Annotated in this window: 25 protein-coding genes and 1 other annotated feature; of the genes, 2 read left to right on the forward strand and 23 right to left on the reverse strand. The window is 57.7% G+C overall.

Going from position 1 to position 25,024, the window contains the following annotated elements; genetic code table 11:
• The first annotated feature begins 178 nt into the window (after positions 1 to 178).
• Positions 179 to 2,167, forward strand: a complete 1,989-nt coding sequence (locus ETC00_RS07985; protein ID WP_171565458.1) for a bifunctional 2',3'-cyclic-nucleotide 2'-phosphodiesterase/3'-nucleotidase — start codon at positions 179 to 181, stop codon at positions 2,165 to 2,167.
• Positions 2,168 to 2,210: 43 nt separating this feature from the next.
• Here the strand turns inward: ETC00_RS07985 and ETC00_RS07990 are convergent, their stop codons facing one another.
• The 7 genes from ETC00_RS07990 to ETC00_RS08020 form a co-directional block, all read right to left on the reverse strand.
• Positions 2,211 to 3,239 carry a phosphotransferase gene (locus tag ETC00_RS07990; RefSeq protein ID WP_171565459.1) on the reverse strand — a complete coding sequence of 343 codons (1,029 nt, stop codon included), beginning with the start codon at positions 3,237 to 3,239 and terminating at the stop codon, positions 2,211 to 2,213.
• Positions 3,240 to 3,249: 10 nt separating this feature from the next.
• Complete coding sequence (gene safA / locus ETC00_RS20885) at positions 3,250 to 4,986, reverse strand: SafA/ExsA family spore coat assembly protein (RefSeq protein WP_371808879.1); 1,737 nt, start codon at positions 4,984 to 4,986, stop codon at positions 3,250 to 3,252.
• A 282-nt stretch (positions 4,987 to 5,268) separates the two neighbouring features.
• Positions 5,269 to 6,135 (reverse strand): prephenate dehydratase, encoded by an 867-nt coding sequence (gene pheA, locus ETC00_RS08000; protein WP_171565461.1) that lies wholly within the window; start codon positions 6,133 to 6,135, stop codon positions 5,269 to 5,271.
• A gap of 23 nt (positions 6,136 to 6,158) precedes the next feature.
• Positions 6,159 to 7,088 (reverse strand): homoserine kinase, encoded by a 930-nt coding sequence (thrB, locus tag ETC00_RS08005; RefSeq protein ID WP_171565462.1) that lies wholly within the window; start codon positions 7,086 to 7,088, stop codon positions 6,159 to 6,161.
• Positions 7,088 to 8,188, reverse strand: coding sequence for a threonine synthase (thrC, locus tag ETC00_RS08010; protein WP_171565463.1), 1,101 nt, complete (start codon positions 8,186 to 8,188; stop codon positions 7,088 to 7,090). The genes thrB and thrC overlap by 1 nt, the downstream gene beginning before the upstream one ends.
• Entirely contained in the window at positions 8,185 to 9,489 is a 1,305-nt protein-coding gene (locus ETC00_RS08015) for a homoserine dehydrogenase (RefSeq protein ID WP_171565464.1), read from the reverse strand. Before ETC00_RS08015 ends, thrC begins: the two co-directional genes overlap by 4 nt.
• A gap of 26 nt (positions 9,490 to 9,515) precedes the next feature.
• Positions 9,516 to 9,959 (reverse strand): ACT domain-containing protein, encoded by a 444-nt coding sequence (locus tag ETC00_RS08020; RefSeq protein ID WP_171565465.1) that lies wholly within the window; start codon positions 9,957 to 9,959, stop codon positions 9,516 to 9,518.
• A gap of 174 nt (positions 9,960 to 10,133) precedes the next feature.
• Between ETC00_RS08020 and ETC00_RS08025 the strand changes: the two genes are divergently transcribed.
• Positions 10,134 to 10,286: a hypothetical protein gene (locus tag ETC00_RS08025; protein WP_171565466.1), complete on the forward strand. Its 153-nt coding sequence runs from the start codon at positions 10,134 to 10,136 to the stop codon at positions 10,284 to 10,286.
• Positions 10,287 to 10,422: 136 nt separating this feature from the next.
• On the opposite strand, the gene ETC00_RS08030 is transcribed toward ETC00_RS08025, so the two are convergent.
• The 16 genes from ETC00_RS08030 to mreC form a co-directional block, all read right to left on the reverse strand.
• The gene (locus ETC00_RS08030; protein ID WP_171565467.1) at positions 10,423 to 11,082 is read right to left on the reverse strand and encodes a PilZ domain-containing protein; all 660 of its coding nucleotides are present in this window, start codon (positions 11,080 to 11,082) and stop codon (positions 10,423 to 10,425) included.
• Between the two features lie 7 nt (positions 11,083 to 11,089).
• Positions 11,090 to 12,367: a GTPase ObgE gene (gene obgE / locus ETC00_RS08035; RefSeq protein WP_171565468.1), complete on the reverse strand. Its 1,278-nt coding sequence runs from the start codon at positions 12,365 to 12,367 to the stop codon at positions 11,090 to 11,092.
• A 13-nt stretch (positions 12,368 to 12,380) separates the two neighbouring features.
• Entirely contained in the window at positions 12,381 to 12,965 is a 585-nt protein-coding gene (locus ETC00_RS08040; protein ID WP_171565469.1) for a Spo0B domain-containing protein, read from the reverse strand.
• A 131-nt stretch (positions 12,966 to 13,096) separates the two neighbouring features.
• Positions 13,097 to 13,396: a 50S ribosomal protein L27 gene (rpmA, locus tag ETC00_RS08045; RefSeq protein ID WP_029097468.1), complete on the reverse strand. Its 300-nt coding sequence runs from the start codon at positions 13,394 to 13,396 to the stop codon at positions 13,097 to 13,099.
• Positions 13,397 to 13,398: 2 nt separating this feature from the next.
• The gene (locus tag ETC00_RS08050) at positions 13,399 to 13,752 is read right to left on the reverse strand and encodes a ribosomal-processing cysteine protease Prp (protein WP_171565470.1); all 354 of its coding nucleotides are present in this window, start codon (positions 13,750 to 13,752) and stop codon (positions 13,399 to 13,401) included.
• Between the two features lie 18 nt (positions 13,753 to 13,770).
• Positions 13,771 to 14,082 carry a 50S ribosomal protein L21 gene (gene rplU / locus ETC00_RS08055; protein WP_171565471.1) on the reverse strand — a complete coding sequence of 104 codons (312 nt, stop codon included), beginning with the start codon at positions 14,080 to 14,082 and terminating at the stop codon, positions 13,771 to 13,773.
• Positions 14,083 to 14,092: 10 nt separating this feature from the next.
• Positions 14,093 to 14,171: a sequence feature (ribosomal protein L21 leader region), on the reverse strand.
• Positions 14,172 to 14,232: 61 nt separating this feature from the next.
• A complete protein-coding gene (locus tag ETC00_RS08060; RefSeq protein WP_171565472.1) occupies positions 14,233 to 15,765 on the reverse strand; it encodes a ribonuclease E/G in 1,533 nt (510 codons plus the stop codon).
• Positions 15,766 to 15,934: 169 nt separating this feature from the next.
• The gene (locus ETC00_RS08065) at positions 15,935 to 16,771 is read right to left on the reverse strand and encodes a M50 family metallopeptidase (RefSeq protein WP_230076713.1); all 837 of its coding nucleotides are present in this window, start codon (positions 16,769 to 16,771) and stop codon (positions 15,935 to 15,937) included.
• Positions 16,764 to 17,540, reverse strand: coding sequence for a M23 family metallopeptidase (locus tag ETC00_RS08070; RefSeq protein ID WP_171565473.1), 777 nt, complete (start codon positions 17,538 to 17,540; stop codon positions 16,764 to 16,766). The genes ETC00_RS08065 and ETC00_RS08070 overlap by 8 nt, the downstream gene beginning before the upstream one ends.
• Before the next feature lie 183 nt (positions 17,541 to 17,723).
• Complete coding sequence (locus tag ETC00_RS08075; protein ID WP_029097474.1) at positions 17,724 to 17,924, reverse strand: cold-shock protein; 201 nt, start codon at positions 17,922 to 17,924, stop codon at positions 17,724 to 17,726.
• Between the two features lie 233 nt (positions 17,925 to 18,157).
• Positions 18,158 to 19,294 (reverse strand): rod shape-determining protein RodA, encoded by a 1,137-nt coding sequence (gene rodA / locus ETC00_RS08080; RefSeq protein ID WP_171565474.1) that lies wholly within the window; start codon positions 19,292 to 19,294, stop codon positions 18,158 to 18,160.
• A 132-nt stretch (positions 19,295 to 19,426) separates the two neighbouring features.
• The gene (gene minD / locus ETC00_RS08085; RefSeq protein ID WP_171565475.1) at positions 19,427 to 20,221 is read right to left on the reverse strand and encodes a septum site-determining protein MinD; all 795 of its coding nucleotides are present in this window, start codon (positions 20,219 to 20,221) and stop codon (positions 19,427 to 19,429) included.
• Positions 20,222 to 20,248: 27 nt separating this feature from the next.
• Positions 20,249 to 20,917: a septum site-determining protein MinC gene (gene minC / locus ETC00_RS08090; RefSeq protein WP_304414479.1), complete on the reverse strand. Its 669-nt coding sequence runs from the start codon at positions 20,915 to 20,917 to the stop codon at positions 20,249 to 20,251.
• Positions 20,918 to 21,005: 88 nt separating this feature from the next.
• Positions 21,006 to 23,459, reverse strand: coding sequence for a peptidoglycan D,D-transpeptidase FtsI family protein (locus ETC00_RS08095; protein WP_171565477.1), 2,454 nt, complete (start codon positions 23,457 to 23,459; stop codon positions 21,006 to 21,008).
• Positions 23,460 to 23,514: 55 nt separating this feature from the next.
• Positions 23,515 to 24,039 (reverse strand): rod shape-determining protein MreD, encoded by a 525-nt coding sequence (gene mreD / locus ETC00_RS08100; RefSeq protein ID WP_171565478.1) that lies wholly within the window; start codon positions 24,037 to 24,039, stop codon positions 23,515 to 23,517.
• The gene (gene mreC, locus ETC00_RS08105) at positions 24,039 to 25,013 is read right to left on the reverse strand and encodes a rod shape-determining protein MreC (RefSeq protein WP_171565479.1); all 975 of its coding nucleotides are present in this window, start codon (positions 25,011 to 25,013) and stop codon (positions 24,039 to 24,041) included. Before mreC ends, mreD begins: the two co-directional genes overlap by 1 nt.
• Between the last annotated feature and the right edge of the window lie 11 nt (positions 25,014 to 25,024).

Consider the following 25,024-nt stretch of genomic DNA (forward strand, 5'->3'; position numbering starts at 1 on the left):
TGTACTCCTTTGTACCTGTTTCCAACTAGCATTGCCAATTTTCTAATAGGAAATACCCGGGAATCGCCAAAATTCTTATCTTTGCGACAACTACCCGTGGAAAATATACCCAATCCCCTACAGACGTGATACACTATGATTGCACGTAATCTATCTTTCACGGGAGGAATGCAATCCTATGAAAAAGGCACGCGTACACAGGCTGGCCAGCTGTCTCCTGTCTGCTTCCCTGGTTGTGGCGGCGCTTTCGTTCCCGCTCGTACCGGCAAGCGCCAACGGGGACTCCACACTGAAACTGCGCCTCTTGGAGACGACCGACCTCCATACGCACATCGTCAACTACGATTACTATCAAGACAAGGAAACGGACGAGTTCGGCCTGGCCAAGACTGCTTCGCTGATCAAAAAAGCCCGCGAAGAAGTGAAAAACTCAATGCTGTTTGACAACGGCGACCTGATCCAGGGCAATCCGCTGGGCGATTACGTGGCAAGGGTAAAACCGCTCAAGGACGGCGAGATTCATCCCGTTTACAAGGCGATGAACCTGTTGAACTACGATGCCGGCAACATCGGCAACCACGAGTTCAACTTCGGCCTGGAGCATCTGGATCGCAGCCTCAAGGGGGCGAAATTCCCCTACGTCAACGCCAACGTGTACGTGGACGACAAAGACAACAACCCGGACAACGACAAGAACAAGTTCACGCCTTATCTGATCCTGGAGCGCACGTTCAAGGATGAGCGCGGCAAGGACGTCAAGCTGAAAGTGGGTGTGATCGGCTTTGTTCCGCCGCAGATCATGGTGTGGGACAAGTCCAACCTGGAAGGCAAGGTGATCGCCAAGGACATCGTGGAGACGGCGAAGAAATACGTGCCGGAAATGAAGAAAAAGGGAGCCGACATCATCGTCGCCATTCCCCACTCCGGACTTGGCCCCGTCGAAGCGGGCACCACTCTGGAGAACGCCAGCTATCAACTGAGCAAAGTGGACGGCATCGACGCCATCTTGTTTGGCCACTCCCACTCTGTCTTCCCGGGCCCCGGCTATGAGAACATCCCGGGCATCGACGCAAAAAAAGGGCTGATCAACGGCAAGCCGGCCGTCATGCCGGGCTACTGGGGCAACCATCTGGGCGTGGTCGACCTGACGCTGAAACAGGAAAACGGCAAATGGAAGGTCGTCGAAGCGGAATCCCGGGCGATCCCGATCTACGATACTGCGAACAAAAAAGCTCTGGCTGACGTGGACACCTCCATCGTCAATGCCGTGAAGGAGGATCACGACAAAACCGTCGAGTGGGTGCGTTCTGCAGTAGGCACAACCACCTCGCCAATCCACAGCTATTTTGCGCTGGTCCAGGACGATCCGTCCATCCAAATCGTCACCAACGCTCAAAAGTGGTACGTGGAGAAAAACATCAAGGGCACGGAATATGAGGGCATTCCGGTGCTGTCTGCAGGCGCTCCGTTCAAGGCGGGCGGCCGCAACGGGGCAAGCTACTACACCAACATTCCGGCCGGCACCATCGCGATCAAGAACGTGTCCGATCTGTACATTTACCCCAACACGTTGAAAGCGGTGCTGGTGAACGGCGCGCAATTGAAAGAGTGGCTGGAACGCTCCGCCGGCCAGTTCAATCAGATCGACGTGAACAAGACGGAGGAGCAGCCGCTGATCAACGAAGCCTTCCCGACTTACAACTTTGACGTCATCGACGGGGTCACTTACCAGATCGACGTCACCCAGCCGTCCAGGTACGACAGGGAGGGTAAGTTGGTCAACCCGAACGCGAACCGGATCAAGAACCTCTCGTACAACGGCAAACCGGTCAAGGCGGAGGACAAGTTCATCGTCGTGACCAACAACTACCGGGCCAGCGGCGGCGGCAACTTCCCGGGTCTGGACGGCAGCAACATCGTCATCGACTCGCCGGACGAAAACCGCCAGGTCGTGATCGATTACATCCTCAGCCAAAAGACAATCAACCCGGCAGCCGACAACAACTGGTCGTTCGCTCCGATCACCAAGAAGGTAAACGTGACCTTCACCACGTCCCCGGACGCCAAACCTTATGCCGAACAGATGCCGCATCTCAAGTACCTGACTACGCTGGAAAACGGCTTTGTCAAATACAGCATCGACCTGTCCAAGGCAGCCTCCAAGTAACGCGAAAAAAGCTGATGGCATCCGTGCCGTCAGCTTTTTTCTTTTACCCGACAAATAGATAGGACCCCCAGGGAGAGCGCTGAAAAATCGCCGGGCCCGCTTCCAGAAACATTCGGCGCGACCGGCGCAGCCGCGCTTCCATCTGTACGAGCTGCAGCACACCGCGCATGGTGTAACCCGGCCGGTTGGCGTACACGCCCGTCACTTCGCGCAGGAAATTGTCCGGGTAGCGCAGAAGCTGGTGGATCATCCAGACTTGGGTGTCGCTGAGCACATTTACCCGGCTGTACGCCTCAATCGCTTCCACAAACGATTCGACGCGGTACCCCTGCATCAGCAGCATGCGCCCCATGAGCTGGACCAGATCGCTGAGCTGCATGTCGTGGCTCACGGTGTCCAGGTCGATCAAATAGCATCTTCCTTGCGGCGTGATCAGAAAATTGTGGCTGGCCACGTCCCGGTGGGCGAGCGTACCCTGTTTGACCACCGCAAACAGCTCCGACGCCAGCGGCAGTTTGTACGCCGTCTGCAAAATCTCGCGGCTGTCACGGATGACTTCATCCGCCATCTCCAGGATGATTTGTTCCAGCCGGTTTTGCGGGCCATGCTGTTCCACGTGCCAGATGATCCGCTCGAAATGCTCCAATCGGCTTTCCCATTTGTCCAGCAAAGCCGGTTTGCCTTCAAATGCATAGGGATAAGGGACGGGGAAGCCGCTGGCCGCCTGGTGAAATCTGGCCAGCGTCGCGGCCGATTTTTTTACGTCGGATAGCGAGGTGTTGTCGGCTTCCCGGCCATCGATCATTTTCATCACGGTGTAGTAACGGTTCTGAAACGGAAAGATTTTCTCTCCGCGCTCATCGGAGACGTACTGAACCGTTTGGTAAAATCCTTTCTCTTGCAGGGTATCGGAGAGTCGGGTCACCCACTCCGCCTTCTCCCGATCTTTGTAGCCCTTGATGATCCAATGGCCCCGATCCGTCTTGAGAAGATGAACATTGCGTCGGGGCTTTATCCCATAGATGCGGCAGCGGAACGCTTTTTCAAGAGAAAGAACAAAGGATCTGCTCATGTCCTGACACTCAGGAAGAAGAAGATTCATCGTGCCCCTGTTCCCAATTTGGCCACACTTCCTGAGCGGGCAGGGCCGGAATGGATTGGGAAGCAGAGTACGTCAACGGGGTCGCGTTCTCCTGTGTGCCGCTGTCACACTGACAATCTTGATAGGGCAAGTCATCATATGGACCATCGTGACCGCTGTCCCGACACGAGCAAGAGCTGGACGTCGAATCGCAGCACTCCCGATGATGCCGCTTCTTCTTGCGGCGGGTACGGCCCGGCGGACGCCGCCATCTCGACGGACTGTCTTCATACAGGTAATCCGGCGGCATCGCGTGTGGCGGCAGCATTTCCGGACCTGTCCACGGCGGCATCATGTTCGGCGAAATCATTTCCGGACCCGCCCACGGCGGCATCATGTTCGGCGAAATCATTTCCGGACCCGCCCACGGCGGCATCGCGTTCGGCGGCAGCATTTCCGGGCCTGCCCACGGCGGCATCGCGTGTGGCGGCAGCATTTCCGGGCCTGCCCACGGCGGCATCGCGTGTGGCGGCAGCATCTCCGGGCTTACGCGCGGCGGCATCGCGTTCGGCGGCAGCATTTCCGGGCTTACGCGCGGCGGCATCGCATTCGGCGGCAGCATTTCCGGGCTTACGCGCGGCGGCATCGCGTTCGGCGGCAGCATTTCCGGGCTTACGCGCGGCGGCATCGCGTTCGGCTGCTGCGTCTGCGGGCTTACCCACGGCGGTCTTCCGCAAGGCGGGCAGATCGGCTGCGTCGGACTCACCTTGGCCGGTGGAGCCGTCGGCGGAACCGGCCTCAGTTGAGGCGGCACAGGCGGCCGAATCGGTTGAATCGGCGGCTGTGGAGTGACCGGACGAGTGGGCGAAGGCACAACCTGCGGCGATAACCTGGTAGGCGGTGTCGGCGCAGCGTACGGCACGAACGGACGCACTTGGCCGGGGGGCGCAGGCGGAACATTCGGCCCATATGGTCTTACCTGGCCGGGCGGCATTGGCGGCACTCCTGGTCCGTATGGTCTTACCTGACCGGGCGGCATTGGCGGAACATTCGGCCCATATGGTCTTACCTGGCCGGGCGGCATTGGCGGCACTCCCGGCCCGTATGGTCTTACCTGACCGGGCGGCATTGGCGGCACTCCCGGCCCGTATGGTCTTACTTGGCCGGGCGGCATTGGCGGCACTCCCGGCCCGTATGGTCTTACTTGGCCGGGCGGCATTGGCGGCACATTCGGTCCATACGGTCCAATATCGCCGAACGGCGCGGGCAGTTCAGACGGCTCGGAAGGCAGGGCCTGCGGCGCTTCTTGTTCTGCTTCGATTTCCACTTCGCGCTCTTGCCCGATGTCTGTGTCCATCTCTGGTTCTGTTCCTGGTTCCGCTCCCGGTTCGGTTCCCAGTTCCGTTTCCGGTTCTGTTTCCGGTTTCAGCTCCTGATCCGTGTCTTCCTCCGGCGGCTCCATCGGCCGCATCTCGATTTGCTGCGGCACCTCCGGCTCCATTTGTTCTTCCTTGATCGGCTTTTCTTTAACCCGGGGAGATTCCTGCGATGATGACGTCCTGTTTTTCTGCGGCCGTACCGGCACGCGCTTGGACGGGATTTTTACCCGCATGCCGGGATAAATCAAGTCAGGGTTTTTTATCTGGCTGTTCAGGCGAAGCAGTTCTTTAAAATCGACGCCGTATTTTTTGGCGATTTTCCACATGGTGTCGCCTCGTTGAACTACGTGGATTTTCACAGTTTCTCCTCCCTCTCGGAAACTCCTTTTCATGGTATGCACCCATGGGCGTTTTGCTCACCCCGGCAAAAAAGGGCGTTCGCCCATCTTGCGGAGCGCACGAAAAAACGGCTGTTTGACGTGTCGTCAAACAACCGTTCCGATGGGAGTTTTCTGCAGCAGTGCAGTGAAACTGCCGCTTTCCTCCACGCACTTGCCACGCTTTCACCTTTTTTCTCCAACGCGGACACCATGCTTGAACCGCTCAGAAGGTCCCCGGCATTTTCCTCTTCTACATATGGCTTACTCCTTGTAAATGGCCTTCAGATAAAACGGATACGTGCCGAGCTGGCGGACCTGGCAGCCAAGTGCCTCAATCTCGGCAAACGCGCCGGGAAGCAGCACATCGTCCATTCTTTGTTCGATGTCAATCACGAACAGGTAGCTGCCCAATCCCTTTTTGGTCGGGCGGGATTCGATGCGGGACAGGTTGATCTTGCGCCAGGCAAACGCGGCCAGCACCTGGTAGAGGGCGCCCGGAAAATCTTCTGGAAGCGTGACCAGGATGGTCGTCTTTTCCCTGTCAGACGGGGGCATCTCCAGCGGTTCGCGACCGACGAGGACAAAACGGGTATAGTTGTTGGAATAGTCTTGAATCTCCTGCTGAGCAAACGACAGCGGGTAGATTTCCGGATTGAGCCGCGTCCCGATCGCCGCCCACGGTTCCTCCGGATGCTCGCTGACGATCTGTGCCGCCTGCGCCGTGCTGTTGGTGTACTCAATTTCAGCGTGGGGCAGGTGCTTGCGGAGAAAATTGTGACACTGGGCGATGGCGTGCGGGTGCGACAAAATCCGGGTAATGGCTTCGAGCGGCAGGATGTCGTCCCGCTTGGCCACCAGCAAGTGCTGTGATATTGGCAGCGCCAGTTCGGCCAAAATCGGCAGGTCCACCTCGTGAATCAACCAGTCCATGGCCGCGTTGACGGTGCCTTCAATCGTGTTTTCCACCGGCACCACGCCGTAGTCTGCCTCTCCTGTGGCAGCGGCGTTCAGAACGTCGATGATGCTCGGACACGCCAAGTAACGAAACGGCCGACGCGCCGTCAACGCGCGGGCCGCTTCTTCTGAAAATGTTCCGCGCGGTCCGAGAAAAGCCAATCGTTTCTCCATGACAATACTCCTATCCGCATTCTCTATCTGGTCGAGATTGTCACCTGTGCGCCATGCTCATCGGGTCTTAACCGCATCGTCCGGTAGGAAACGCCGTGCTTTTGCATCACACTGTCGACAAACGCCTGCAGCTTTTCCCGCTCCGCGTCCGTCGAGTAGAAGCAGAGCATCGTCGGTCCCGCGCCGCTCAGCGCCGCACCCAGTGCGCCGTTGCGAGACGCCCCGTCCAGGATTTCACGCAGGCCGGGGACAAGCGCAGCCCGGTACGGCTGATGCAGCCGATCCCCCATCGCCTGACCCAACAGGTCCAATCTGCCTTGGGCCAAAGCGGCCACCAGCAAACTGCTATGACCAACATTATATATGACATCCGGTTTGCTGTACACATCAGGCAGGACATGGCGCGCCTTTTCCGTCGACAGCGGATAGTCAGGGATGATTACGAGCGTATGCAGCCCCTCCGGGGGAGCAAGGCGGACGTAAGGGATCGGCTCCTCGTCCCGCTCCGGCATCGTCGCCACCACAATGCCGCCGAACAGCGACGCCCCCACGTTGTCCGGATGGCCTTCCAGCCGGGTGGCGATGGCAAACAGCCGCTCCCGGTCAAACGGCTCTCCGGCCAGCTTGTTGGCGGCGACGAGTGCGCCGACGATCGCCGCGGCGCTGCTGCCAAGCCCCCGCGTCAGCGGCGCTTCCGTCGTTGCGCGGATATACAGTTCGGGGACGGGCAGCCCCGCTTCCGCAAACAGTCCTGCGGCCACCTGGTACAGCAGGTTCCCCTTGTCCGCGGGCAGCCCCTCCAGTTCCTCGCCGATCAGCACGATTTCCGTCGTCTCGCTGAGCGCCATCTCCACTGTGGAGTACAATTGAAAGGCCATGCCCACGGCATCGAAGCCCGGTCCCAGGTTGGCGGTGCTGGCGGGGACGGTGACCCGCACGAGAGGACGGTTCATCACGAAACGCCTCCCGCATTTTCGCGAATCAACGCCATCACCGCGTCACGCGTCGCCGGCACGGAGCGCGGTTCTTCCCCTACCAGCTTGAGGGCGGTATTGGGATCTTTCAGTCCGTTGCCCGTCAGCACGCATGCGATCGTCAGGCCCTGCTCCAATCTGCCCGCCTCGCGCAGCTTGATCACGCCGGCCAGGGAAGCGGCCGATGCCGGTTCGCAGAAGATGCCTTCGCTTTTCGCGAGCAAATGGTAGGCGTGCAGAATTTCCTCGTCGGTCACGCTGTCCACCAGACCGTCCGATTCGGCGATGGCCGCCAGCGCTCCATCCTTGCTCGCCGGGTTGCCGATGCGAATCGCCGTGGCAATCGTCTCCGGATTGGGCACGGGATGGCCGAGGACCAGCGGCGCCGCCCCCGCCGCCTGAAAGCCGAACATGCGCGGCAGTTGTGCCGTTTTTCCGGCTGCGTGGTACTCCTTGAAGCCCTTCCAGTATGCCGTGATGTTGCCGGCGTTGCCCACCGGAATGGCGAGAATGTCCGGGGAGGTGCCGAGCGCGTCGCAAATTTCAAACGCGGCGGTTTTTTGCCCCTCGATCCGGTACGGGTTGACCGAGTTGACCAGCGTGATCGGCTCAGCAGCGGTGATGTCGCGGACGATGCGCAGCGCTTCGTCAAAGTTCCCGTCGATGGCGATAACCTCCGCTCCGTAGGCGATCGCCTGCGCCAGTTTGCCCAGCGCGATGTTGCCGCTCGGGATCAGCACGATGCAGCGCAGCCCGGCGCGGGCGGCGTAGGCAGCGGCAGCAGCAGAGGTATTGCCGGTGGAGGCGCACATGATGGTGGTGCTGCCTTCTTCCAGCGCTTTGGCGACGGCCATCACCATGCCGCGGTCTTTAAACGAGCCGGTCGGATTCAGCCCCTCATACTTGAAGTACAGCTCTACACCCAATTGCCGGGAGAGAGACGGAGCGTATATCAGTGGCGTGTTGCCCTCGTGAAGGCTGACATGCGGAGTCTTTTCCGTCACCGGCAGAAACTGGCGGTACCGGGCGATGATGCCGGATTGCCGGTCGGCCTGAACAGACGATTGCCATTGGCTCATGCCTGCTCGCCTCCTTCCACGCGGTAGCAGCTTTTCACTTCACTTACGATCTCCAGTTCTTCCATGCCCTGCAGCACCTCGTCCATGTCTCCCTTCGACGCCAGATGCGTCACGATGATGATTTCCGCCTGTTCACCGTTGTTGTACGGCTGCTGCAGCACCTGCTCCAGCGAGATGTTCTTGTCCGCCAACAGCTGCGTAATCTGCGCCAGTACACCGCGCTTGTCGGCCACGACGATGCGAAGGAAATATTTTGACAATTTCTGCTTGTCATCCTTGAGAATCTTTTCTTTGTATGGAGCGACCATGCCCCGTCCGTTTACACCCAGCTTCATGTTTTTCACCACCGTCACCAAGTCCGACACGACGGCCGTTGCCGTCGGAAGTTCGCCTGCACCCGGACCGTAAAACATGGTCTCGCCCACTGCTTCCCCGTGCACGTAGACGGCGTTGAACACTCCGTTGACCGATGCCAGCGGGTGACTCTTGGCGATCATTGTCGGCTGTACGCTTACCTCGATTGCTTCGCCGTCCCGGCGGGCCAGACCCAGTAGCTTCACCTCGTAGCCCAGCTTTTTGCCGTAGGCGATATCTTCCTTGGTCACCCCGCTGATGCCTTTGACGTCCACATCCTCCAGCTTCATCGGCACACGGAAGCCCAACGTCGCCAGAATCGCCATCTTGCGGGCAGCGTCATAGCCTTCGACGTCGGAGGTGGGATCTGCTTCGGCGTATCCGAGCGCCTGCGCTTCCTTCAGCACGTCGCTGTAATCGGCACCGTCCTGGCTCATTTTGGTGAGGATGTAGTTGGTCGTGCCGTTGACGATCCCCATCATTTTGGTGATACGGTCAGACGAAAAACCTTCCACCAACGCTCTCAGAATCGGAATACCGCCGGCGACACTGGCTTCGTAATAGACGTCGCAACCTTTCTCCTGCGCTTTTTGCAGGATTTCGCCGCCGTGCAGGGCCATCAGATCCTTGTTGGCGGTGACGACGTGCTTGCCCCGTTCCAGCGCTGCCAGAATATATTCTCTCGCCGGCGAGATGCCGCCGATCACTTCCACGATCACGTCGATCTCCGGGTCGTCCAGCAGATCGGACGCATTGGTCGTAAGCACGCTGTTCATCGACGGGATGCTCCGGGTCTTCTCTGCATCCTGCACCAGAATCCGCTTGATCTCGATGCCCAGCCCCGTCTGTTTTTGCAAATCCTCCTGATGGGCCTGGATGATGCGAACGACGCCAGTGCCTACTGTGCCAAACCCCATCAACCCCAGTTTTACCGTTTGCTTGTCCATGTCTCTCTCCTCCTATCCGGCAGCCGCTATCCGCGACCGACAATCATCGCTTTGCGCACACCGTTTATCTCTTGCAGTCCTTCCAGAAACTCCGTGCTGGACACCTTCAGATGAGCCATGTCCACCGACATGGAAATGTTGGCAATACCCTGGAGCGGGATCGTCTGGTTGATCGTCAGCACGTTGCCCCCTTGCTCCGCTATGTACTGCAGCACCTTGGACAGGTACCCGGAGCGATGTTCCAGCGAAAACGTGATGGTCATAATCTTCTCACTCATCATCGCGTTGAACGGAAAAATGCCGTCCTTGTACTTGTAAAAAGCACTGCGGCTTAATCCCACCCGTTCCACCGCCTCGTTTACCGTATCCACTTCTCCGGCCTCCAGCAGTTTTTTCGCCTCGATGGTCTTGGCGATCGACTCCGGTAAAATGTCGGAGCGAATCAAGTAAAACTTTTCTTCCCGTTTCACACGTTGTGTCCTCCTGAGAAAAACAGTTGTTTTCGCCTAGAGGACATTATAGCTGATCCCTTTTCCCCTGACAATCCTTCTATGCAATTTTTTTGTGCTCGCCTGCTCGTACATGAGCGAATTTCCCTTGGCACAGACTATAACGGACCCAGAGCAAAGCGAGGTGAGTGACCAATGGCTGGACGCGGCAAGACGGACAAGTCGGAGCGCCGGAACAACCACCCCGCCGCCAAGCCGAGCGATTTGGACCAGTTCGGCGACAACACGCGGGGGAAAAAAATGGCCCAGTCTCCCCACGCAGTGGAAGATCCGAGCGGCAACAAGTAAACGGGCACAGCAAAAAAAGTATGCCTGTGGTCAGGCATACTTTTTGCTCCCAAAATATTCCATTTATTTCCTCCGGACGAACGCTTTCTTCCTGAGACGTTCACGCATTCCTGCTCGTTGCAAGGAATTGCAAGACTTATGCGTTGCGTCCGGATTGTGCCAATTTTTCGTAATAACGCTGCAGCACGTGACGATATCTTTCCTCCAGATCGGTGATGACCAGCTTTAACACCGCCGAACCGTCCCGAAACGTCTTCTCCACCACTTTTGTCATCGCCACCAGTTCCTGCTTGTAATGCGGAAGAAAAAAGGACAAGTGCAAAAAATCGCCTACGGAGACGAATCCGTCCGTGCCGACAATCAGATGCGTCGGGGAAAACCGAAGCAGGACGCCCTCCCCGCTTTCTTCTATGGGTCGGGCTCCCATGATTTTGTACGGAACATTGATGACAAAATCAGGCTGCAGGAGCGGCCGCTCTCCTTTGGCTTCCTGTTCGATGCTGGTCGGCACCAGGCGCGCCAGCTTCACGGGCCACACCGCCTGTTCCTGCACCACCTGCAGACTCAGCCAGGTAATGGCTTCATCCGTTTCCCAGCGCAGACGGACGATGGTTCCCAACAGGGAGGGGTTCGTGTCGCTCTCCACGTACGAAAGGATCAGATAGCCCGAATGAACATGTTCGACGATGGCATGAAGCGGCCGATTTGCTGCCAAGGGCGTCACCAGTTCGACCGCTCCGCCCCGCTGCAACCGCTTGTCCGCAATAAACGGAGAAAGGGAGGGGATATCCGCCATACTGTTATCACTCCACAAATTCAAACTCAAAATCACCAATGCGGACGGTGTCGCCATCCTTGGCCCCGTGTTTGCGCAGGGCTTCGTCCACGCCCATGCTGCGCATCATGCGGGCGAAGCGCTGAACAGAATCGTAGCTGTTCAGATTGGTCATGCGGACCAGCTTTTCAATTTTTTCGCCGCTGACGACATATACCTCGTTGTCGCGGGAAATCTCAAACGGCTCCGGCTCTTTCTCTGCGCGGAAGACGACGCGCTCTTCCGCTTCCGCCACCTCTTCGACAGCCGGCTTGTCCGGCAGCGTTTCCAACAGATCGGCCACGGCGTGCATCAGCTCCTGTACCCCCTGGCGGGTAGCCGCTGAAATTTCGTACACGGTCACACCGGGCACCAGTTCCTGAAAGCGGCGCAAATTCTCCTTTGCCTCGGGCAGGTCCATCTTGTTGGCGGCGACGATCTGCGGCCGCTCTTCCAGCTTCAGGTTGTACAGCTTCAGTTCCCGGTTGATCTGATGGAAATCTTCCACCGGGTCGCGTCCGTCCACGGCTGCCATGTCGATCACGTGGACGATCAGACGGGTCCGCTCTACGTGTCGCAAAAACTGGTGCCCCAGCCCCACACCTTCATGCGCCCCTTCGATCAGCCCCGGCAGGTCCGCCATGACGAAACTGCGTTCGCCCAGATCGACCACGCCCAGGTTGGGCGTCAGCGTGGTAAAGTGGTAGGCGGCAATCTTCGGCTTGGCCGCCGTTACGCTGGCCAAAAGCGTCGATTTGCCGACGCTGGGATAGCCGACCAGACCGACATCGGCAATCAGCTTCAGCTCCAGTCTCACATAGCGCTCCTGTCCCGGTTCACCGTTCTCCGAGATGTGCGGCGCCGGATTGGCCGGTGTGGCAAAGCGGATGTTGCCCCGTCCGCCGCGCCCGCCTTTGGCGATGACGGCCCGCTGTCCGTTCTCGACCAGGTCGGCGATGACCTCCCCGGTATCGTCATCAATCACGGTCGTCCCCGGAGGAACCCGCACGACGAGGTCTTCCGCTCCGGCTCCGTGCTGCCCTTTATTGCGTCCGTTCTCGCCGCGCGGAGCCTTGAAATGCTTCTGGTAGCGAAAATCCACCAGCGTGCGCAGCCCTTCATCCACGACGAAGACCACATCTCCGCCGCGCCCGCCGTCACCGCCGGCCGGCCCGCCCAGCGGCACGTATTTTTCCCGTCGGAAAGAGACGGCTCCATTTCCGCCGTCTCCCCCCTTCACGTAAATCCTTACCTGATCGACAAACATGCTGTCACCTCTCTCATTCCGCCACTGGAACAGCCGTTTCCAGTACCCATTCCTCGTCTGTATGTATGCACGCGGTGATTATCACCGGAATTCGACTCTTGTCACGTACCAGTTTTTCCAGTTCGCACTGCGCGGATGCACGCAGCTTCCCGGCCAGGTCAAAGCGAAAATGGATGCCCTTTTCGCCTCGGTACAAGCTGATTTGCATGCTGGCCGGTTCAAATTCATTCCGGTCCAGGTGCTCTCCGACCGTAAACACAATACCTGCCACCAACTGAAACAGGTCATGCTCGTCTGCTGCTGCCTTGCGCAGGTCCACTTCGCTGCAGACATCCACTTCCAGCAGCAGGTCATTGTTTAGCGCGTTAAACGTCAAAAAGAAGACGGACAGCAGCGAGCTGTTCAGCCTGGCCACCATGCTTTCCTGCATGGCCAGCTCCGCGATGCGTTTCAGGTACTTTTCACCTTCTTCCAAGCGGCCCAGACGCAGGTAGCCGAGCAAAACCTGGACATGGTTGAGCCAGTCGTGCCGCTGCCGGTTCAATACGGCCAGCAGTTGATCAGTTTGCTGCGTGAACAGCGTGCGCTCGTCCCTCATCTTCCCCACCCAAACCGATAAATTTCTTTCTTCTACCATTGTACCATACGTGCGTAACGACTAAAAGAAATCCTCCATGCCGGATAAAAAGAAAACCCAGCGACAAGGCTGGGTTTTCGTCTCCGAACTATTTACGCTTGAGAAGCGACCGGTTCGATCACCACTTGTTTGCGATCGCGGCCCAGACGCTTGAAGCGAACGATGCCGTCAGCCGTTGCAAACAGCGTGTCGTCGCCGCCTCTCATGACGTTAGCACCCGGGTAGATCTTCGTACCGCGTTGGCGTACGAGGATGTTGCCAGCTTTCACGAATTGACCGTCGCCGCGCTTCACACCCAGACGTTTGGAGATGGAGTCGCGACCGTTCTTGGTAGAACCTACCCCTTTTTTGGAGGCGAAGAACTGCAGGTCAACTGGGAACAGGAATTTCATAGTCAGGCACCTCCTTGCCATTTTGAATCGTGAATCGCCACGTATTTTCCGTTCGTTTCAGCTACAACAAACAGGGCAACAACCATGCTCTCAGCCAAGAGCTGTTGTTTCTCATGAAGGCGAGCGTCGTCGAGACGGCCCACTCTCCAGCGGAGAAACCCGCCCTCTTCTGCTGCGTGCTCAACGTCCGGAACAAATCCGAGCAGTGGCTGAATCGAATTGACGATCCCGAGACTGACCGCGGACACGGCTGCACAGACGATGTCCTCGCCATGCCTGCCGGCGTTGGCATGTCCCGAAATCGCAATCTCTTCAATTTCACAGTGCGCATTGCGCTGAACAGTTACGGTAATCATCTCGGTACGTCACCAAAATTACGCATTGATCTTTTCGATCACAACTTTGGTGAACGGTTGACGGTGACCTTGTTTGCGACGGTAGTTTTTCTTGGCTTTGTATTTGTACACGATAATTTTTTGACCTTTACCGTGTTTTTCTACTTTGCCGGTTACCGTTGCGCCTGCTACGGTAGGAGTACCTGCCGTAACTTTGCCGTCTTTGCTTACAAAGAGAACTTTGTCGAAAGTAACTACGTCACCTTCGCCTGCAGCCAGTTTCTCGATGTAGAGAACAGAGCCTTCTTCTACTTTGTATTGCTTGCCGCCGGTTTCGATAATTGCGTACATGTTGTGCACCTCCTATACTCAGACTCGCCTGTGCAGGTGCGCCGCGAACGGCGTCTTGTCCAACCTGATTCGAGCGGTTACAGTATGCGCGAGGCATAGCTGCATGACAGACATTAGGTTACCATACCTGTACTGTACAGTCAAGGCATTTTATGCTTTTTCCCGATACAGCCGGTCCGCTTCCTCTCTGCGGCCGGCGTACAGGATGCGGTATCGCTCGGGCGGAAGATGGTCAGCGCGCAGCACGTACAGATGCAGCGGCCGCCCCTCTGGACTATCAGCCGCCAAGCGTTCGTACATCCGGGCCGGCACCTCGATCAGCGCCGCTTCCGCCTCCTGGCTGCGGACAAGCCCGCCCAGCTCGTCAAACAGTCGGCGCTCCAGTTCGTCGACGGATAGGACTCGTCCCGTTCCGCCACAGCAGGAGCACGGCTCCGTCATCCGTTCGGCCAGGCTGGCCCGCACCCGCTTGCGAGTCAGCTCAACCAGGCCGAGCGCGGTCATGCCTAACACCGCCACCGGCGCCGTATCCTTGGCAGCTTCGGCGCGCAGGGCAGCCAACACCCGCTCCCGATTGGCCGCTTCCTGCATGTTTACAAAATCGATCAGGACAATCCCACCGATGTCGCGCAGCCGCAGTTGACGGGCAATCTCCCGGGCCGCTTCCAGGTTGGCGGCAGTTATCGCCTGTTCGCGCTGCTGTCCCCCTTTGCCGCTAAAGGCTCCCGTGTTGACGTCGATCACCGTCATCGCTTCCGTGCGGTCAAACACGAGATGGACGCCGCTCGGCAGGGGGATGCGCCGCTGCAGCGCCCGGTCCAGTTGGGCCTCCAAGCCGAGCCGCTCAAACAGCGGTTCCCTGCCCTGATAGCGGCGAATCTTGTCCGCCGCGTCGGGATACAGCACCTCCGTCAGTTCCTTGACGCGCTGAAAGGCGGCCGTCTCTTCGACGATGATCTCCTCCGCGTCCTCCGCTCCAAAGTCGCGCAGTGCCGCCTCAATCAGTCCGACATCGCGGCAGATCAGGCACGGCGTTTTCCGCCCGGCGGCCGAGGCGAGCGCTTCCCGCCAGCGCTTTCGCAAAAAGGTTAGCTCGCGGGCCACTGCTTCATCGTCGGCATGTTCGGCTTCCGTCCGCACGATCACTCCTTCGCCGTCCTCCAGCAGTCCGGCGGCCCGCTCCCGCAGCTTCCGCCGTTTTGCCTCGTCCGCAATCTTGCGCGAAACCGAGACGCGGGCAGTCGGCTCGGCCGGCACGCTTGCGACCGGCAGGCTGTTTTCCACCGTCCCGACGGCTCGTCCCTCCGGAGGCAGGTACACCAGCAGTCGGCCGGGGATGCTGACGCGCGTCGTCACTTTTGGCGCCTTCCCTTCCGCCGCTTCCTTGCTCACCTGCACCAGCAGTGTTTCACCTACTCGCACCAGCTCGTTGATCAGGCGCTTTTCCGTTCCATGAAACGGCGGCAGGGCATCGTCCACGTACAAAAAGGCGTTTTTTCCCTGGCCGATGTCGACAAAGGCGGCCTGTATCCCCGGCAGCACATCCGTCACCCTGCCCCGGTAGACACAACCCGCCTGCGGTTCCGTCTCCGCCTGTTCGCTGCGCCATTCGACCAGTCGCCCCTGTTCAAGCAGCGCCGCCCAGAGCCTGCCGCCAGACCCGCTGATAGCCACCTGTTTCACGCCGTTCCTCTCCTTTTTTGCCTCTTCCCGCGCATGTAAGACGGACGGGCCGGCTTGACGTCCCGCACGTCCACGCCATGCCCACCATCGCTTGGGCGGGTTCCGCATCATCACTCGCACCACGTACTCTACCACAGCGGTGAAAAAAAGAAAAGCGGCGGGACCGCGCTCACACCAACTGCCCGACGGCGGTATCGTGTTTGTTTTCAAACAGAAGCGCATGCAGCAGCCGCTCCTCAGCCAGCAGACCGCTCCCCTGCACGTAGACCAGGTGGGAACAGCCGCGCCGCAGCAGATGAGACACCTCCATCGCCGTCGACTCGGGCGGAACGGTCAAGGCCCGCACACCGTACTCTTCCGGCTGGCGCGCGTATTTTTCCATCAGAAAGCGGATGAATTGGTAGGGAAAACGCAAAAAGGCCTGAATGTTGACGGCCAGCAGATACACGGCCACCACGGCGACATTCGTCTGCAGAGACAGGACAGACACACCCAGCATCAGTGCGGACAGCATGGCGCTCAGTGTCAGCGACGCGATGGCTGCCCGGCGGTATGGCATGCACCAGCAGAGGACAGCTTGAACGATCCGCCCCCCATCCAGCGGCCAGATCGGCAGCAGGTTGAAGCCGGCGACCGCCACGTTGCCGGCCAGGAAAAAGCGGGCCCACTCATCCGTCCAGATGCCGGCATACCAGCATACCAGGGAGACCGCGATCATGACCACGTTGAGAAACGGGCCGGCCAGGGCCACCACAATCTCGTCAAGCGGATCGACTGCGTAGGCTTCCTCCATCGTCGCCACGCCGCCAAACGGCAGCAATTCCACTTCCGTGACCGTCCAGCCCAGCTCCCTGGCGACCGCGATATGCCCCATCTCGTGAATCAGTACGATCACAAACAGGGTGATAATCTCCCAAAACTTTCCCAACAGGATCGACATGCCGATCACAATCCAAAACAGCAGGTGAATGCGCAGGCGGATGCCGAACGGGCGCCACTCATTCAAAGGAAATCACATCCAGCGGATCGATCGCCTGCTCCTGCGCCCGTGCCCCCAGGTACAGATACCGGGCCGTTTCATTGACGGCTCGCGGGATGCCCACCACCTGTCCCGGCTGGAGAAAGTCGTTTACCGCGACCTGAATTTTCTCCAAATTGCCAAACCACATCTCCCGTCCCTGGGCCAGACGGACAACCACCGTCGTGCCAAAACCAGGCTTTTCCCCCACAAACGTCACCCACCCGGCCTCGCCCACCGTGACCGCACCGTCTGTCCCGGTGCTCAGCACAACCTTGCCGCTGGCATAGTCAAAGGGCTTCACCACTTTCCACGAAACCGGCCATTTCCAGACGGTCTGTGTGCTGTGCCCGTCCACCGGAACCGCTTTCTTGCCCGACAGGGACGGCAACAGCGTCGGCAATGCACCGAAGCGCGCTTCGTACCAGTCGGCCACGCCGGCAAAATTAAAATCGCGCGTCATCACTTCGCGCGCCGAATGTTTCCAGTCCAACGGAACGACGGACGTTTGGAAAATCAGATAGGCCAGACCCACCAATAGCGCGGACGCGAAGATCCGGATGCCCCATTGCTCCCGGTCAGGCAGTTGGGGCATGGTGCTGTTCCGGCGGGAAGCGTATGGAAACAGAGCGTCGTCGGGGTCGATCGGATCTTTCCAGTCGTCGACAAACGGGGCCAGACTGTCGCGCGACTGTGAGCGAATCCGCTCCATCCGCGCCCGCCTCCTCTCTTTGACACGATCCACTTCGTCGAACATGTCCCATCCCTCCGATGGCCAAGCTTTTGTACCATCTTATGACCTGTCTGTCCGCATTATAACCGCGCGGCATACAGCCGTAAGGAACGGATGACGGCTGTTGACCTGGGCAGCTGGGGACTGCCCCGACATGCAAAAAAGCAGCCTCTCCATCGAGAGACTGCTTTTGATATGGGCCATTGTTTACAGTTTCACAACGTTCGCAGCTTGCGGTCCGCGGCTGCCTTGAACGATTTCGAACTCAACCTTTTGACCTTCTTCCAGCGTTTTAAAACCCTCTGCCTGGATAGCGCTGTAGTGTACGAATACGTCATCTCCGCCTTCAACCTGGATGAAACCGTATCCTTTCTCCGCGTTGAACCATTTAACAATACCTTGTTGCATGAAACAAAACCTCCTAAACATGCGCCCGCATCGGGGCGAAAGAGTGATCCGTTAACCTGTTTTTACAGAGGAGTTTTTGCCGGTATGGAAAAAGTCGTACCGAGCCGAGATTTGACCACATGGTGGCGTCTCTCAACAAGGTACGACTCCACAACCTATATCAAATCACTACAGCTAGTAAAACGGGTTAACTTAGATTGAGTGTATCACATCCGGATCGGTTTGTCACGCATTTAATCAAAACGCAGTCTGTCCTTGCGCATCCCGATGTTCAGGACGACGCCGATGATCAGAAAATTGGTCAACAGCGAGCTGCCGCCGTAGCTGATAAAGGGCAGTGGAAGCCCGGTGATGGGCATCAACTGGATGGTCATGCCGATGTTCTCAAAAATCTGGAACGTGAACATGCCGACCACCCCTGCCACTACATAGGAACCAAACGGATCTTTAACCTCCATCGCGATGCGGATCATCCGGTAAATCAGGAAGAAGAACAGGATCATCAGCACACCCGCGCCGACGAAACCGAGCTTTTCCGCAATGACGGTAAAGATGAAGTCGCTTTCGCCGACGGGGACCCAGCCGAAACTGGCCTGGGTCGGCGTGTTAATGCCTTTGCCAAACAGTTGGCCGGAGCCGATCGCAATCAGCGATTGCTTCAATTGAAAACCGCGCCCCATCGGTTCCAGATCGGGGTTGAGCCAAAACTTGATCCGATCAAACTGATACGGTTTGAAGATCTTGAAGAAAATCGACTGATGGAAAAAGTACAGATACGTCATAAACCCGAAAAAGCTGCCGACGAGCGTGCCCAGGTAGAGCACGTGTTTCAACCGGATGCCCCCCACAAGCAGCATGGTGGCCAAAATGCTGCAGTACACCAGCGCGCTTCCCAAATCGGGCTGCACCAAAATCAACAGCAAGGGCACGGCGACGATGAGCCCGACGGGAATGAGCTGATAGAAATACCGGAACCGCTCGGGATCGTCAGCCTTGTTGGCCAGGTAACGGGCCACCGTCAAAATCGTAAACAGTTTCATCGGCTCAGACGGCTGAAACAAAACGCCCCCCGGCAGGCGGTACCAACTCGTGGCGTTGTTGATCGGCGTCGTCTGGAATACGCCGATCAAAAGGATGATGCCGATGGCGTACAAGACGTAAGACATGGAGTAATACAGCCGATAGTCGAACAGCAGCGTAGCGAAAAGCACCATAAATCCGATCGCGTACCAGATCATCTGCTGGTTGGCCATGTGGATACCTTTGTCCGATCCGGAAATACCACTGTAGCTGTACACGGCCAAGCCAAACAGGATGATCACAATTGGCCAGTCGATCGATTTCAGATGTCGTTTTTCAAGGTCAAACATAGTAGTTTCTTCGCCCTCCCTGGCTCCCATTCTCACGAGGGACGCGGCTTCCTGGGATCCGCTTGCGCATCTGCGCCGATAAGAATGAAAGAACAGGAAAACTCCTGTTCTTTTGGTTCGGCTAACGTCGCTTTATTTCAATCCGAAAAACCTGCGCACCTTTTGCAGCACGCCCGTCTTTTCCTGCAGCGGCTGAAGCGGCACGGCTTCGCCCAACAGGCGGCGGGCGATGTTGCGGTAGGCGATGGACGCACGGGACTCGTGGTTCATCACCACCGGCTCACCCTGGTTAGCCGATTTGATGACATGATCATCATCCGGCACAACGCCAATCAAGTCAATGGCTAACAAATCCAGAATATCTTCCACATCGAGCATGTCGCCGTTTTTCACCAGGTGCGACCGCACACGATTGATCACCAGCTTGGGCATGCCGACCTGTTCCCGTTCCAACAGACCGATGATCCGGTCCGCGTCACGGACAGCGGCTTTCTCTGGCGTCGTGACTACGATCGCCTGATCCGCGCCTGCCACCGCGTTGCGGAATCCCTGCTCGATCCCGGCCGGGCAGTCGATCAGGACATAGTCAAACTCCCGCTTCAACTGTGTGACGATTTCCTCCATCTGCTCGGGGGAAACCGCCGACTTGTCCTTGGTCTGTGCAGCCGGCAGCAGGGACAGGGTTTCGAACCGCTTGTCTTTGATCAGCGCCTGCTGCAGGCGGCAAGTCCCTTCCGCCACATCCACCAGGTCGTAAATGATGCGGTTCTCCAGTCCCATGACGACATCCAGATTGCGCAGTCCGATATCCGTATCGACCATGCAGACTTTCTGGCCCAGGAGAGCGAGCGCCGTTCCCAAATTGGCGGAAGTGGTCGTCTTGCCCACGCCGCCTTTTCCTGATGTTACGACAATTCCAATACCCACGTCCGTTCCTCCTCTTACCCTAACGCCTCACACTTTTTTCGCGCCCAATTCGGGGCGAATCCGGGGCAGATAATTCATTTTGGCTACCAGCATGGTGCCGTTCTCCAAATAGGCGAATTCCGTGCCGCCGTTTTTCGCCCACTCTTCTCCCGGCCTGCTGATCACTTCCGCGATGCGCAGTTGGGTGGGATTCATGACCGCGGCGGCGATGATCACCTGCGTATCCCCGTTGATCCCGGCGTGGGCGTACCCGCGCAAATGACCCAGCACGTAAATGCTGCCCGTCGTCCGCACGATGCCTCCCGGGTTGACGTCTCCCAGAAGCAGCAAGTCACCGTCGAACTCCAGCACCTGCCCGGCGCGAACCGTGTGTACCTGGATGGAAAACGTCGATTTGAGACGTTCGGCAAACGCTTCTTCCTTGGTGATCACGTCCGCTTCGATCGTGTGGATCACCAGATTGCCTTTTTGCCGGATAATTTGCGTCAACTGCTCCTGTTGTTCAGGAGTGCAGTATCGCTTTCCCAATTTAATCGAAACGCGAATCAACGGACCCGACAAGATCTGTTGATGGCTGTGCTCTATCTTTTCACGCAAATCGGCCAGAAGTTCGTCGAAGGAACAGGCGTCATCCATGAAAAAGACGAGACCATCTTTTGTTCCCTTGATCGTGACCTTGTTTTTCACAGTCGTCACCTGTTTCACCTCGAGCGATACCATTCGCCACGATTACAAAAGATTCCTGCTCCATTGAAAAAAATTGCCGAATGCAGTCGGTCGCAGCTCATTGCTGTTCAGCCTGGGTCGGCTGCTGCTGCGAAGCAGTGTTCGCGGCGGGGGTCAGCACGCCCGGATACATTTCGTTGTATGCCTCCAGCAGTCTGCGGGCAATCGGACCGGTGGCGTCCGAACTGGACGTGCCGCTGCGCAAGCTGTCGGGAGCGAGCACGACAAACACCAGTTGCGGGTTTTCGTAGGGGGCAAAGCCGACCAGCAGGGCGTTTTCTGCCTTGCGCCCGGTCTGCGCCGTCCCCGTCTTGGCCCCGACGTTGAACGGCAGGCCCTTGAACGTGCTTGCCGCCGTACCGCCTGGCTTCGTCACGGCCAGCATCCCTTCCTTGACCACCTGAATGTATTTCGGATTGACGTTGACCCGGTTCAGCACTTCCGGTTCGATTACGGTCAACGTCTGTCCAGGCTGTTTCGGGTCCGTCGTGCCGCGGCGGATTTCATTGACCAGATGCGGGCGCACCCGGTATCCGCCGTTGGCGATAGTCGAGACGTACTGGGCGATCTGAATCGGCGTGAACAAATCATATTGGCCGATCATGGCGTCGGCCAGGTTGCCGTAGTGTGAATAGGGGTTTTCCCATCCCATCTTCTCGCCGGGAAGATCGATGCCCGTCTTCACCCCCAGTCCAAACTGCGCATTGTAGTAGTCCAGCACGGAAAACTGTTCGGACCAGTGATTCTTCGCCCGTCCTGCCAGGCGGATCGCCATCTCGTACATGTAGGTGTTGTTGGACACGGCCAGCGCGCGGCGGGCGTTGACCGGACCGTGTCCGCTCGGTTTCCAGTTCCGTTTGTACATGTTGCCCACCTTGAGGCCGCCGCGGTCGATGATGGTTTCGTTGGGAGTGGTCAGCCCCTCGTTCAGGGCGATCATCACCGACATGGGCTTGTAGGTGGACGCCGGAGGAAACGGCGTATAGATGAATCGGTTTGCCTCGTTGGGCAGGATGACCGACGTATACACCTCGTTAAATTTCTTGCGGTCGTAGTACCAGTTCACATCGTAATCCGGATAGCTGGCCATCGCCAGGATTTCCCCCGTGTTCGGATTCATCACCAGAACATGGGCCTCCTTGAATTCCTTTGGCGTGGTCGGCTTGCTCTTGAACTTGAGAAACTCCTCTTTCAAAATGGCTTCCACCTTGCTTTGGAAGCGCCAATCCATCGCCAGCACCAGATCGTTGCCCGGTTCCGGTTCCCGGCTCATCCGCTTTTCAACCGTCTGCGAGTCCTTGTTGACGTGCACTTCCATCACGCCGTCCTTGCCGCGCAAATAACGCTCGTAATACGCCTCCAGACCGGTCACGCCGACGCGGTCAAACGGATTGTATCCCTGCGCCTGGTACTCCTTTAACTGCTCCGGCTTGATGGCGTTGATATAGCCAAGGAAGTTGGTGCCAAACGGCGTTCCGTCCGGGTCCTGAATAATTTGTCGCACCGGTTCCAGCACAACGGAAATACCGGGCAATTCGGACAGACGTTCCTCGATTTGATACCGCTCCGCATCCGAGATGTTCACTTTTACGCGGCGCGGAATGTAGCTCGGCATATGTGAAGAGCGCATTTCCTGCAGCAGGGAAAGCTTGTGCCACTGGAACTGGCGCTGCTGGTCGTTGAGCGGCAGACTTACGTCCAGGTCAAAAATGGCCGCGTAGCCCAGCAGTTCCGTATCCGATTTCCCCTTCAACTCCTCGGGATTGGGAAGCTTGTTGATCCGGTATTTGATCTGGCCGATCAGGTCGTCCCGGTACTCCTTGTCCAGCGTCAACTTCAGTTCCGCGTTGCTGGAGACGGCGTATTTCAACAGCTCCGCATCGGACATTTCATCCAGCTCTGCGCGCTGCCCCGGGTCGTTCAGCTTTGCCTTGAGCAGACTCAGTGCCTGCTTTCGCGAGGTGTCGTCAAACGGGGAGCGCACATACAACCCGACGTACAGCGCCGTCTTGATCAGTTGGTAGTCGGACATGCTGTCGATCTCGCTTACCTTCGGCACCTGCCGCAGCTTGTGCTCGATCTGCTCGATCAATTTGTTTGTCTCCTCGGGGCCAAACGCAACCGGCAGCTTGGATTCCAGTTCGACCGTCTTTTTCAGCAGTTCCTTGTCTGTCCCCATTTTCACGCCATCCATCGACAGGATGCGGGCCAAAAGATCGGCCACCTTATCCTCGTCGATCTCCTGCCCCAGCTCCTCCACGTAGGTAACGGTATAAACCGGCTTGTTGGAGACCAGCACCTCGCCGTTTCGGTCAAGGATGCGGCCGCGGGGAGCCGAAATCGGCAGCTCGCGGATGCTGTATTTCTCCAGTTCATGTCGGTACTGCTCTCCTTGCACTAGCTGGACGTAGGCGAGACGCAGGATGATGGCGGCAAAAAACAGGAACACAAGCAAAAACAGGATGTTTAATCGAACCGGTATGTCCGACTTCTGCTCATTCTTTTCGTCCACGACCCCTCTCCTCCTTTCCAGTGCCCCCGCCGGGATGACCCGGCTGCTTGTGCCGCTACTCCAACGGGAGGTCGCGTTTGAACATAACGGATTCGCACAGACGCTTGATCGGGGAGTAAATCACCAGGGCACTCAACATATTTAATACGACCGTTGGCAGAATCTGCCAGTTGAGCATCCACTGCACGTCAACAGGGGCTTTGGTGAGAAGCAGATGGAGGCTGTACAGCAGCCACTCGTGGGCAAACAGGATCAGGCTGCACGTGACAAACACCATCCCGAAGCCCCGCTGAAACAACAAGACGATTAATCCTGCAAAATAGCTGGCCACCATCATCGTTATCATGTACAGACCGATCACCTGTCCGTACAGCACATCTTGCAAAAATCCGAGTGCCAGCCCGTAATAAAGTCCTTCCCGCCGCCCCAAAAACATCGAGACGAGAATGGTGCCGACAAGCGCAAAGCGGGGTACTGTCATCAGAGACAGACCCCATTTGTCAGGCAAAAAGACCTGAACCAGCGTACCTTCCAGAACAAACAGCAAGAGCAGCGTCGCAGCGAGCAGAAACCGTGGCATTACCTTCCACCTCCGCCCGATCCTGCAGACGCTTGCGACTGCGTGTTCTGTCCAGGCTGAGTTGACTGTTGTCCCTGCGGCTGATTGGGTATCAGCTCACCCGTGGGCGAGAAGGTGAAGTTGCGCTCTACCACCATCACTTCGTTCAATTGGGAAAAGTCGGCGCTCGGCTGGATATAGGCGGTCTGCGTCAATCCGTAATCGTCAGGCTGTACCCGAACAACGTATCCAATCGGCAGATTGGGCGGAATCACTCCACCAAATCCGGAGGTGATCACCTGCTGCTTTGGTTCGATTTTCTCTCCCAAAGGGATTTTGCGCATGACAAGCAGGCGTTCTTGCGGATCGTATTCTTCAATGACACCGCTGACGGGATGGTGGGTAACGGTGCCGTTGACGTTGCGCACGGTTTGAATCGAGGCCGAGACGTTATTACGCCGCTCATAGCTGGTCAACAGTTCCACGGTGGCGGAAAAGTTGGCCACGCTCTGCACCCGGCCGATCAATCCCTTGGCGGTCATGACCGCCATGTCTTTCTTGATGCCGTGTTTCAATCCCTTGTCGATCGTGATGACGTTGTTCCACGTGTCCGGATTTCTGGCCACCACTTCTGCGTAGCGAAGCTGGTAGGACTTTTTCAACGATTCCTCTGCTTGCAACAGCTTGCGAAGACGGTCGTTTTCCGCCTGGAGCGAGTGCAGCTCCGCCGTTATCCGGGCGTACTGGTCCAGGCTTGCCTTGAGCGCCCGGTTTTCTTCGTATACGTTGTACGCGTCGCCAATTTCTTGAAAGAAGGTGGAAACAGCCTGGGCAGGGCGGTAAAAGATCCCCTGCACCACGCTGAACACATCCTTGAAAAACATTTCCGGCCAGGTCAGGCGAGCCCGTTCCCGGGACGTAAAGCCCACGATGGAAATCAACAGGACCAGGCCCACAAGCACAATAATCAGCCGCTTGTTCCCGAAAAACGACATGCCGCAACCTC

Source organism: Brevibacillus sp. MCWH, assembly GCF_013096935.1.
Taxonomy (GTDB): Bacteria; Bacillota; Bacilli; order Brevibacillales; family Brevibacillaceae; genus Brevibacillus; species Brevibacillus aydinogluensis.